Annotated in this window: 9 protein-coding genes; 3 read left to right on the forward strand and 6 right to left on the reverse strand. The window is 69.3% G+C overall.

The window, feature by feature from the left end:
* The 6 genes from NFW05_RS14885 to NFW05_RS14910 all read right to left on the reverse strand — a co-directional run.
* Positions 1-183 (reverse strand): ATP-binding cassette domain-containing protein (locus NFW05_RS14885; protein WP_295308560.1); only part of this gene is annotated, 183 nt, incomplete at its 3' end.
* A complete protein-coding gene (gene livM, locus NFW05_RS14890) occupies positions 180-1472 on the reverse strand; it encodes a high-affinity branched-chain amino acid ABC transporter permease LivM (RefSeq protein ID WP_295308563.1) in 1293 nt (430 codons plus the stop codon). The genes livM and NFW05_RS14885, both read right to left, overlap by 4 nt.
* Positions 1472-2386, reverse strand: coding sequence for a branched-chain amino acid ABC transporter permease LivH (locus NFW05_RS14895; protein WP_295308566.1), 915 nt, complete (start codon positions 2384-2386; stop codon positions 1472-1474). The genes livM and NFW05_RS14895 overlap by 1 nt, the downstream gene beginning before the upstream one ends.
* 129 nt (positions 2387-2515) lie before the next feature.
* Positions 2516-5659 carry a bifunctional proline dehydrogenase/L-glutamate gamma-semialdehyde dehydrogenase PutA gene (gene putA / locus NFW05_RS14900; protein WP_295308569.1) on the reverse strand — a complete coding sequence of 1048 codons (3144 nt, stop codon included), beginning with the start codon at positions 5657-5659 and terminating at the stop codon, positions 2516-2518.
* 106 nt (positions 5660-5765) lie between these two features.
* On the reverse strand, positions 5766-6860 hold the full coding sequence (locus NFW05_RS14905; protein WP_295308572.1) for a branched-chain amino acid ABC transporter substrate-binding protein: 1095 nt from the start codon (positions 6858-6860) through the stop codon (positions 5766-5768).
* Positions 6857-7699 (reverse strand): GntR family transcriptional regulator, encoded by an 843-nt coding sequence (locus tag NFW05_RS14910; RefSeq protein ID WP_295308575.1) that lies wholly within the window; start codon positions 7697-7699, stop codon positions 6857-6859. The genes NFW05_RS14905 and NFW05_RS14910 overlap by 4 nt, the downstream gene beginning before the upstream one ends.
* 75 nt (positions 7700-7774) lie before the next feature.
* Between NFW05_RS14910 and NFW05_RS14915 the strand changes: the two genes are divergently transcribed.
* From NFW05_RS14915 to fetB, 3 genes are read left to right on the forward strand one after another with little or no spacing between them, the layout of a single operon-like run.
* Positions 7775-9436: an isovaleryl-CoA dehydrogenase gene (locus NFW05_RS14915; RefSeq protein WP_295308578.1), complete on the forward strand. Its 1662-nt coding sequence runs from the start codon at positions 7775-7777 to the stop codon at positions 9434-9436.
* Between the two features lie 56 nt (positions 9437-9492).
* A complete protein-coding gene (locus NFW05_RS14920) occupies positions 9493-10101 on the forward strand; it encodes an ABC transporter ATP-binding protein (protein ID WP_295308581.1) in 609 nt (202 codons plus the stop codon).
* Entirely contained in the window at positions 10098-10901 is an 804-nt protein-coding gene (gene fetB / locus NFW05_RS14925) for an iron export ABC transporter permease subunit FetB (RefSeq protein ID WP_295308584.1), read from the forward strand. Before NFW05_RS14920 ends, fetB begins: the two co-directional genes overlap by 4 nt.
* Positions 10902-10914 lie beyond the last annotated feature (13 nt).

Here is a 10914-nt window from a genome sequence, read left to right on the forward strand (position 1 = left end):
CGTCGGCTTGTAGAAGCCGGTCAGGCAGTTGAAGAAGGTCGTCTTGCCGGCGCCATTCGGGCCGATCACGCCGGTGATCTGACCTGCGCCGACGTCGAGCGACAGGTCGTCGATCGCCAGCAGCCCGCCGAAGCGCATCGTCAGCCGCTCGACGGCGAGCAGCGGTGGAGTTTGCGGGCTCATCGGCCGGCTCCGGCGCCGTGGTAGCGCAGCGTCGGTTCGCGGTGGGCGAGGATACCGCCGGGTCGCCAGATCATGATCAGGATCATCGCCGCGCCGAAGAGCAGCATGCGGTATTCGGCGAAGTCACGGCCGAGCTCGGGCAGCAGGACGAGGACCAGCGAGGCGAGGACGACCCCGAGCTGGCTGCCCATGCCGCCGAGGACGACGATCGCCAGAATGATCGCCGACTCATTGAAGGTGAACGACTCGGGCGAGATGAAGCCCTGGCGCGCGGCGAAGAACACCCCGGCGAAGCCGCCGAGCATCGCGCCGAGCGCGAAGGCCGAGAGCTTGACGTTGCGCGCGTGGATGCCCATCGCCTTGCAGGCGATCTCGTCCTCACGCAGCGCTTCCCAGGCGCGGCCGACCGGCAGGCGGCGCATGCGCGTGACGAAGGCGTTGGTCAGCAGGGCGAGCGCGAGGATCAGGTAATAGAGAAAGATCAGCCGCTGGTTCGGCGAGTACTCGAGTGCGAAGAACGAGGCGAAGGTCGGTTCGTCACCGGGCGGTCTGAACGGCAGGCCGAAGAAGGTCGGGCGCGGAATCGAGGTGATCCCGTTCGGGCCGCCGGACATTTCGGTCCAGTTGACCAGGATCACGCGGACGATCTCGCCGAAACCGAGCGTGACGATGGCCAGGTAGTCGCCGCGCAGGCGCAGCGTCGGCCAGCCGAGCAGGACGCCGAAAGTCGCGGCCATTGCCCCGGCGACCGGCAGCGACTCCCAGAATGTCCACCCGAACTGCGTCGACAGCAGCGCGTAGGTGTACGCGCCAACGGCGTAGAAGGCGACGTAGCCGAGGTCGAGCAGACCGGCGAGGCCGACGACGACGTTGAGCCCCCAGCCGAGCATGACGTAGATGAGCACGGTGGTCGCGGTGTCGACGACGTAGCGATTCTCCGGGAAGACGACCGGCAGGGCCAGCGCGACACCCAGCGCGAGCCAGCCGCCGCGGCGCAGCAACGGGTTGACCCCCCGCGTCGCCGAGGATGCTGCGGCGGTGCGCGTCCGCCGGCGTGCCTGCCACTGGTCGATCGCCCAGCGCAGCAGCAGCCGGCCGAAGAAACCGGCGGCGACGAAAGCGGCCAGCGCCGGCCAGCGCGTGACGACCTGCAGGCTGCCGCCCTGGTCGACGGTGGTCAGGCCGATCATCGGGATGCCGAGGAGGACGGTGATCAACGCGACGGCAGACGCGTCGCGGAGCCGCTCGGCCAGGGAGACCGGATGCTGCGCGAAAACCAGCGTGCTCATCAGACCTTCTCCACCTCGGGTCGGCCGAGCAGGCCCGACGGGCGGAACATCAGCGCGAGGATCAGGATGCTGAACGTCGCCACGTCCTTGTACTCGGCCGACAGATACGCGGCCCAGAAGGCTTCGATCAGCCCGATCAGCAGGCCGCCGAGCATCGCTCCGGGCAGCGAGCCGATGCCGCCGAGGACGGCGGCGGTGAACGCCTTGATTCCGGCGACGAAGCCGATGAAGAAGTCGACGACGCCGTAATAGACGGTGACCATCACGCCGGCGACCGCCGCGAGCGCGGCGCCGAGCATGAAGGTCAGCGAGATCGTGCGGTCGACGTCGATGCCGAGCAGCGCAGTCATCGTCCGGTCCTGTTCGCACGAACGCTGCTGTCGGCCGAACGAGGTGCGCGTGATCAGCCAGGTGAAACCGCCCATCAGCGCGAGCGTGACGAAGACGATCAGCAGCTGCGAGTAGGCCAGGCGCACCGTGAAGCCGTCGATGGTCAGCAGGTCGATGCCGCCGACGAGCACCGGGGGGATGGGCTTGACGCGCGCGCCCTGGGTCAGCTGGACCATGTTCTGCAGGAAGATCGACATGCCGATCGCCGAGATCAGCGGCGCGAGGCGCGTCGACCCGCGCAGCGGCCGGTAGGCGACCCGCTCGACCGTCCAGCCATAGACCGAAGTGAATGCGACGGCGAGCAGCAGGACGAGGACCAGCCCCAGCGGCACCGAGCTGACCCCCAAGGCAGCGAGCAGCGTGAAGCCGGTGATCGCGATGAACGCGCTGACCATGTAGATGTCGCCGTGAGCGAAATTGATCATCCCGATGATCCCGTAAACCATCGTGTAACCGATCGCGATCAGGCCATAGACGGCGCCGAGCGTCAGGCCGTTGATCAGTTGCTGCAGGGCAAGCGCCATGTCATCTCCTCGTCTTGCGCCCTAAAAATGGCAATAAATGGAGACAGACCCCGTTTTTTCTCCGGAAAAACGGGGTCTGTCCCCATTTATCCACCGGAAAAACGGGGTCTGTCCCCATTTTGACCATTCTTAGGCATCCTGGTCGAGCGCCATCAGGCCGGCGTTGCCGCCGGCTGCGGTGATGTCCACCGACAGAGTCCGTTCGCTGGCGAAGCGGTAGAGGTAGTGCGGTCCGCCGGCTTTCGGGCCGGTCCCCGACAGGCCTTCGCCGCCGAAGGGCTGGACGCCGACAACCGCGCCGATGATGTTCCGGTTGACGTAGGTGTTGCCGACATGCAGGCGCCGGGTGATTCGCCTGACCGTCTCGTCGATCCGGCTGTGGATGCCGAGCGTGAGTCCGTACCCGGTGTCGGCGATCGCCTGGCAGACGCGGTCGAGGTCGTCGCCGGGCCAGCGGATGACGTGCAGGATCGGCCCGAAGACTTCACGCTCGAGACGCGCGAGGCTGTCGATCTGGTAGGCGCGCGGGGCGAAGAAGCTGCCGTGGCGCGTCGTTTCGTCGTCGAGAGTGCAGCAGTGGATCGGCAGCGCGAAGCTGTCGAGGCGGCGCGCATGCGCCTCGAGCACCTCGCGTGCGGCGTCGTCGATCACCGGACCCACGTCGGTGGCGATCTCCGCCGGATCGCCGATGCGCAGTTCCTGCATCGCGCCGGCAAGCATTTCGCAGACCCGGTCGGCGATGTCCTCCTGGACGAAGAGGACGCGCAGCGCCGAGCAGCGTTGGCCAGCCGAGTTGAACGCCGAGGCGACGGCGTCGCGGACGACCTGCTCGGGTAACGCCGAAGAATCGGCGATCAGCGCGTTCTGGCCGCCGGTCTCGGCGATCAGCGGGACGATCGGCCCTTCGCGCTCGGCGAGCGTGCGGGCGATCACCCGGGCGACCTCGGTCGAGCCGGTGAACGCGACACCGGCGCACTCGCGACCGGCGACGAGCGCCGCGCCGATCCGTCCGTCGCCGGGCAGGAAGGCGAGCACGCCGCCGGGGATGCCGGCGGTGTGCAGCAGTTCGACAGCCAGTGCGGCGACCAGCGGCGTCTGCTCGGCGGGCTTGGCGACGACCGCGTTGCCGGCGGCGAGCGCAGCGGCGATCTGCCCGACGAAGATGGCCAGCGGAAAATTCCACGGACTGATGCAGACGAAAACGCCGCGCCCGTGCAACTCGAGCGTATTGCGCTCGCCGGTCGGGCCGGGCAGGGCGATCGGCTCGGCGAACTTCTCGCGCGCCTGCGCCGCGTAGTAGCGGCAGAAGTCGATCGCCTCGCGCACCTCGGCGACCGCATCGGCCTGCGTGCGGCCACCCTCGCGGACGATCAGCGCAACGAGTTCGGGCAGCCGTCCCTGCATCAGGTCGGCGGCACGCTCGAGCGCCGCGGCGCGTTGCTCCGCCGGTGTTGTGTCCCAGGCCGGAAACGCCGCCTGAGCGACGGCCAGTGCGACGCTGGCGTCGGCGAGCGAAGACTCGACGACCTCGCCGACGGTCTCGCGCCGGTCGGCCGGCGAGCACACCGGCCGGGCTTGGCCGTGACGCGGATGGCCGTCGATCAGCGGGGCGGCCAAGTAGGCGACCCGCCGGCTGCCGGCGATCGCTCCGCGCAGGTCTTCGAGGCTCTGTCGGTCGTTCATGTCGGGTCCTTCACTGTTGGCGCGCGCGGCACCGAAGAGCTCGCGCGGCAGCGGGATGCGCGGCTGGCGCTTGCTGGCCAGTGCAGCAGCCCGGGCGACCGGGTCGGCGATCAACTGGTCGATCGGCAGCGCGGCGTCGGCGATGCGGTTGACGAACGACGAATTCGCCCCGTTTTCGAGCAGCCGGCGGACGAGGTAGGCGAGCAGATCCTCGTGGCTGCCAACCGGTGCGTAGACGCGGCAGGCGCGCGCCCATTTCGCCGGGCCGACGATCTGGTCATAGAGTTCCGCGCCCATCCCGTGCAGTCGCTGGTACTCCCATTCGTCGCTGCCGCCAGCGCTGATCGCGATTTCGGCGACGGCGGCGAGGGTGTGCGCGTTGTGCGTGGCGAATGCCGGGTAGAAAGCCAGCGGATCGGCGAGCAGGCGACGCGCGCAGGCGAGGTACGAGACGTCGCTGGACACCTTGCGCGTGAACACCGGGTAATCGGCGAGGCCGCGTTCCTGGGCGAGCTTGATCTCGGCGTCCCAGTAGGCGCCCTTGCACAGGCGGACGGCCAGCCGCCGGCCGCCGCGCCGGGCAAGGTCGGCGAGCCAGTCGATCACCGGCAGGGCGCGCTTCTGGTAAGCCTGGACGGCGAGTCCGAGACCGTTCCAGCCGGCGAGCTCCGGGTCGGTCGCCAGAGCTTCGATCAGGTCGAGCGACAGCTCGAGGCGGTCGGCCTCTTCGGCGTCGATCGTGAACCCGATGTCGCGGGCCTTGGCGCGGACGGCCAGCGCCTTGACCGCGGGCAGCAGTTCGTGACGGGCGCGCTGCTCCTGGGCGACCTCGTAACGCGGGTGCAGCGCCGAGAGCTTGATCGAGATCGACGGCGCCTGAAAGACCGGACGGCCGGCCGACTCGTCGCCGATCGCCGCGATCGCCGCGCAGTACGATTCGAAGTAGCGCAGCGAGTCGGCGCCGGTGCGTGCCGACTCGCCGAGCATGTCGTACGAGTGGTAGTAGCCGGCCTTGCCGGCGCTGCGCGCGCGCTCGAGCGCCTCGCCGATGGTCCGGCCCATGACGAACTGCCGGCCGAGGATGCGCATCGCGGCGATCACCGCCTGGCGGATCACCGGTTCGCCGGCACGGGCGACCATCCGCTTGAGCGTTCCGCCGAGGTCGCGATCGTCGTTGTCGAGATTGACGATCCGCCCGGTGAGCATCAGCGCCCAGGTGCCGGCGTTGACGAAGGTGCTGTGCGAGGCGCCGAGCCGGCGTTCCCACTCGGTGTTGCCGATCTTGTCGCGGATCAGGCGATCGACGGTCGCCGAGTCGGGGATGCGCAGCAGCGCCTCGGCGAGGCACATCAGCACCACGCCCTCGCGCGAGGACAGGTCGTAGGTGGCCAGGAACGCGTCGATTCCGCCGGCCTTCAGTCGGCTGTCGCGGACCGTCTGGACGAGCGGCGTCGCGCGCCGGCGGATTCCCTGCAGTTCGGACGACGAGCAGCGGGCCAAGGCGATCAGTTCGTCGACGACCCGCTGCTCGTCGAGACGATGGTACTCGCGGATGCGCTGGCGAAGCAGTGGGGTGTCGGCGGCAGTCATGCGCTATTCCGGTGGCCAGTCTGGCGGCGGCTCGACGGGCCGCCGCGCGGGGTTGCAGGCTTCACCGGGCGCCGCCGCGACGGCGCCCGCGGGGGATTGAGCGCGACTACTTGACGTAGTCGTACTGCCCGCCCTTCCACTGGTAGACCATGAAGCCCGGCAGCTTGTTGTCGCCCTTGGCGTCGAAGCTCAGTTTGCCGATCACCGTGTCGAAGCTGCCCTCACGCAGCGCCTTCTCGAGGTCCTTGTACTTCGTGCTCTTGGCCTTCTGGGCGGCTTCGGCGAACAGTTGCATCGCCGCGTAGGCGTACATCACGTAGCCTTCAGGTTCGACCTTCGCGTCGCGGAACTTCTTGACCACCGCCGCCGCAGCCGGATTCTTGCGCGGATCGGGAGCGAAGGTGAACAGCACGTTGTCGGCCATCGGACCGGCGGCGGTGACCAGCTCGGAGTTGGTCATCGTGTCGCCGCCCATGACCGTCAGCTTGAGGCCGGCCTGCTGCGCCTGACGAAGGATCAGCGCGACCTCGGTATGGTAGCCGCCGAAGGCCAGCACTTCGATTCCGGCCGACTTGAGCTTGCTGACCAGTCCGGAGTAGTCCTTCTCGCCGGCGGTGATCGACTCGCGCAGCGCCGGCTTGACGCCCCGGGCCTCCATCGCCTTGGCGATCTCGTCGGCGAGCCCCTTGCCGTACGCGCTCTTGTCGTCGACCACGGCGATCTTCTTGCCCTTGAAGTGGTCGACCAGGTAGTTGCCGGCGACGACGCCCTGCTGATCGTCGCGGCCCATGATCCGGAAGATGTTCTTCAGTCCGCGTTCGGTGACCTGCGGGTTGGTCGACACGGTGGCCATGACGATCTGCGCCTCGTTGTACACCTCGGAGGCGGGAATCGTCGAACTCGAGCACCAGTGGCCGTGCATGAAGGCGATCTTCTTGTTGACCATCGTGTTGGCCACCGAGACGGCCTGCTTCGGATCGCAGGCGTCGTCGCCGATCTCGAGCTTGAGTTTCTGGCCGAGGACGCCGCCCTTGGCGTTGATGTCGGCGACCGCCAGTTCGGCACCCTTGCGGATCTGGTCACCGGCCGAGGCGTACTGCCCGGTCATCGGGCCGGCGATGGCCACGAGGATGTCGGCCCAGGCACTGGTCGCGGCCAGCGAAAGCAGACCGAAGCCGGCTGCCAGGATGCGTGTCTTCATGCGTTTCCTCCTTTGCTGTGACGGTGTTCGTCGAGATGGCTGACAAGTGACGCACCCGCATCGAGCACATGCGCCCGAGTGAGTTCTGCCGCCGCGTCGGGGTCCCGGCGGGCGAACGCGTCGAGGATCTCGGCGTGCTCGCGCTGGGTCTTCGGCATTTCGTTGGTGACGGAAAGGAGCGCCCGGACGTAGCGCTCGACCTTGTTGTACAGCGAGCGGATCTCGGCGAGCAGGATCGGTCGACCGGCGGCGCCGTAGAGCGTCGAGTGGAACAGCCAGTTGAGTTCGCCCCAGCGGGTGGCGTCGGTCGCCTCGGCGAACTGTTCGAGGTACCGGCGCGCCTCGCCGATCAGCGCCTCGCTGATCGCCGCTGCCGAAAGTCGCGCCGCACGGGCTTCGAGCAGCGCGCGAATGTCCATGTACTCGTTGATCTCGGACGACGACAGCGCGGCGACGACCGCGCCGCGGTGGCGCTCGAAGCTGACCAGTCCTTTCGCTTCGAGGTGCTTGAGCGCCTCGCGAACGGGGATCTTGCTGACGTGGAAGTGGCTGGCGATCTCGTCCTGGCGCAGCAGCTGCCCAGCCGGCAGCAGACCTTCGACGATCGCCTTCTTCAGCGACTGCGCGACATGGTCCGAGGCGCTGAGACGCGGCACCTTCTGGGCAGCGACGAGTTCGAGCACCGAGGGCATCCGCGTCGGCAATCCTCCGAGGATCGTATACGATATAAGCAGACGCGCGGCACCATACAGGCTGATCCCGCCGCTGGCAAGCTGCGCCGCAACATCCGACGCCGGCCGGTGCGGGCCATTCTCCGGCGAGCCACGCTGTGGCATCATCGAGCGGTGCCCCGGCGCGGGCGTGCAAGTCGCACGCGTGGCCGGCTGGCCGGACGCCTGCCGACGGAAAATGCGATGAAGCGAACGACGCACGAGGTCTTCAACCAGAGCACGGACTTTGCCGACGTCAATCTGTTCACCGGCAACCGGGCGCTGGCCGATGCGCTGCGCTTCAATCTGCCGGGCTGCGACGAGGCGCGCTTCGTCGCGCTCGGCGCCGAGCTGGGGTCGGCCGAAATGCAGCGCCACGCGCGGCTGGCCAACCACTTCGCGCCCTCGCTGAAAAGCCACGACCGCTTCGGGCGGCGGATCGACCAGGTCGACTTCCATCCGAGCTACCACGCGCTGATGGCCGCGGCGATGCGCCACGGGCTGCACGGCACGCCGTGGTTCGCCGGCCCCGGAGCGCACGTCGAACGGGCCGCGGCGTTCATGCTGTTCACCGAGTGCGAACCGTCGATCCTCTGTCCGATCTCGATGACCTACGCGGTGACCCCGGCCCTGCGCGCGAACCGCGCGATCCTTCGCCAGTGGGGGCCGGGCCTGGCCAGCGATCGCTACGATCCGCGTTTCCTGCCCTTCGACGAGAAGTCCGGTCTGACCATGGGCATGGGCATGACCGAGAAGCAGGGTGGATCGGACGTGCGCGCGAACACGACCCGCGCCGAGTACGAAGCCGACGACGCGTGGGGCCGCCGCTACCGGATCACCGGACACAAGTGGTTCTGCTCGGCGCCGATGTGCGACGCCTTCCTGATCCTCGCGCAGGCGCCGGCCGGCCTGTCGTGCTTCTTCCTGCCACGGATCCGGCCCGACGGCTCGGTCAACGCGTTCGCCGTCCAGCGACTCAAGCACAAGCTCGGCAACCACGCCAACGCGAGTTCGGAGGTCGAGTTCGACGCCGCCACCGCCTGGCTGGTCGGCGAGGAAGGGCGCGGGGTCGCGCAGATCCTGGCGATGGGCACGATCACCCGGCTCGACTGTGCGCTCGGAACCGCCGGGCTGATGCGCCACGCGCTCGCGCTGGCGCTGCATCACGCGGCAGGACGCGAGGCTTTCGGCCGGCGGCTGATCGACCAGCCGATGATGAAGAACGTCCTCGCCGACCTCGCGCTCGAGAGCGAGGCGGCGACGGCGCTGGCGCTGCGCCTGGCGCGCGCCGTCGAGCGCAGCGAGAACGGCGACGACGGCCACGAGGCGCTGATCCGCCGCGTCCTGACGCCGGTCGCCAAGTTCTGGATCTGCAAGCGCGGCAGCCATTTTGCGCAGGAGACGATGGAGTGCCTCGGCGGCAACGGGTACGTCGAGGAGCACGGCGAGGGCGTGATGGCGCGCATCTACCGCGAGATGCCGCTGAACTCGATCTGGGAGGGTGCCGGGAACATCATGGCGCTCGACCTGCTGCGCGCCTTGCGCAGCGCCGAGGTCGGTGCGGCGCTCGAGCGCGAGGTCGCCCCGGTGCGCGGTGCCCATCCGGCGATCGCGGCGACGCTCGAGACGGTTCGCCGGGCGATCGCCGGCGCCGTCGACGAGGCGCGCGCCCGGCGCCTGGCGCGCGACGTCGCGCTGCTGCTGCAGGCCGTTCTGCTGCGCCAGCATTCGACCGAGGCGGTGTTCGACGCGTTCTGCGCGTCGCGGCTCGCCGGTTCCGGTGCCGGCGACGTCTTCGGTCTGCTGCCGGCCGGCGTCGACACCGCGGCGATCGTCGCGCGCGCCGCGCCCGGGGCGCGCGGCTGAAGCGCCGGCGTTCGAGCGCGCGCCGCGTGATCGCCGATGAACGACGAGGAGCCGCGATGCCGGCCAGGCTGCAGCTCGACCGACTGAGCGCCCGGCACGTCGGGCCCGTCGACCTGGCCATCGCCGCCGGCGAGTGCGTCTGCCTCGCCGGCGAATCGGGGAGCGGCAAGACGCTGCTGCTGCGCGCGATCGCCGACCTCGACCCGCACCACGGCGAAGCCTGGCTCGACGGCACGGCGTGCTCGCGTCTGCCGGCCCCACAGTGGCGGCGCTCGGTGGCCCTGGTCGCTGCCGAGAGCCAATGGTGGGCCGACGCAGTCGGCGCGCACTTCCCCGGCGGCGTCCGCGGCGAGTGGCTCGACGAACTCGCCCTGCCGCGCGAGGCAATCGACTGGTCGGTCGCCCGCTGCTCGACCGGCGAGCGCCAGCGGCTCGCGCTGCTGCGCACGCTGATGCTCGAACCGCCGGTCGTTCTGCTCGACGAGCCGACCGGCAACCTCGACGCGGCGAGCGCGCAGCGCGTCGAGGCGTTGCTCGCGGCGTATCGCGAAGAGCACCGGGCGGCGCTGCTCTGGGTCAGTCACGACGCGCAGCAGATCGCGCGCGTCGCGCAGCGCTGCTTCGTCCTCGTCGACGGCCGCCTCGAAGCCGGCGACCGGCGATGAACGTGATCGCCCTCTCGTCGCTCGATCTCGGCGTCGCCGCGCTGCTGATCATGGCGCTGGCCGGCCTGTCTTCGCGGATGCGCATCGGTGCCGGCAAGCCGCTGCTCGTCTCGGCGGCGCGCAGCACGGTCCAGCTGCTGCTGATCGGCCTGGTGCTCAAGCTGCTCTTCGAGAACGCCGATCCGCTCTGGGTGGCGCTGCTCGCCGCGCTGATGCTGCTCGTCGCCGGGCGCGAGGTGATGGTCCGCCAGAAGCGCCGTTTCCTCGGCGCGTGGGGCTTCGGCGTCGGCACGCTGTCGATGTTCGTTTCGTCGTTCGCCATCACCGTCGTCGCGCTGCTCGTCGTCGTTTCACCGGATCCCTGGTACGCGCCGCAGTACGCGATCCCGCTGCTCGGGATGATTCTCGGCAACACGATGAACGGCATCTCGCTCGGCCTCGACCGGCTGACCCAGGACGCCGCGCAGCGCCGCGGAGTCATCGAGTCGCGGCTGGCGCTCGGCGACGACTGGCGGCGGGCGATCTCGGACAGCCGGCGCGAGGCGATCCGCGTCGGGATGATCCCGATCATCAACGCGATGTCCGCCGCCGGGATCGTCAGTCTGCCGGGGATGATGACCGGTCAGATCCTCGCCGGCACGCCGCCGGTCGAAGCGGTCAAGTACCAGATCCTGGTGATGTTCCTGATCGCCGGCGGCACCGGATTCGGGACGATCGTCGCCGTCAGCCTCGCCGCGCGCCGCCTCTTCGACGAGCGCCAGCGGCTGCGCCTCGACCGCCTCGGCGGTGCGAAAGAGTAGTCTGGCGCGGGCC

This window comes from Accumulibacter sp. (genome assembly GCF_023806625.1).
In the GTDB taxonomy this organism is placed as follows: domain Bacteria; phylum Pseudomonadota; class Gammaproteobacteria; order Burkholderiales; family Rhodocyclaceae; genus Accumulibacter.

Bases quoted from the DNA above. Each gene is read 5' to 3' on its own strand.
- NFW05_RS14920 (WP_295308581.1), top strand. From the start codon at position 9,493: ATGCCGGCCAGGCTGCAGCTCGACCGACTGAGCGCCCGGCACGTCGGG.
- livM (WP_295308563.1), bottom strand. From the start codon at position 1,472: ATGAGCACGCTGGTTTTCGCGCAGCATCCGGTCTCCCTGGCCGAGCGG.
- fetB (WP_295308584.1), top strand. From the start codon at position 10,098: ATGAACGTGATCGCCCTCTCGTCGCTCGATCTCGGCGTCGCCGCGCTG.
- NFW05_RS14910 (WP_295308575.1), bottom strand. From the start codon at position 7,699: ATGATGCCACAGCGTGGCTCGCCGGAGAATGGCCCGCACCGGCCGGCG.
- NFW05_RS14905 (WP_295308572.1), bottom strand. From the start codon at position 6,860: ATGAAGACACGCATCCTGGCAGCCGGCTTCGGTCTGCTTTCGCTGGCC.
- NFW05_RS14915 (WP_295308578.1), top strand. From the start codon at position 7,775: ATGAAGCGAACGACGCACGAGGTCTTCAACCAGAGCACGGACTTTGCC.
- putA (WP_295308569.1), bottom strand. From the start codon at position 5,659: ATGACTGCCGCCGACACCCCACTGCTTCGCCAGCGCATCCGCGAGTAC.
- NFW05_RS14895 (WP_295308566.1), bottom strand. From the start codon at position 2,386: ATGGCGCTTGCCCTGCAGCAACTGATCAACGGCCTGACGCTCGGCGCC.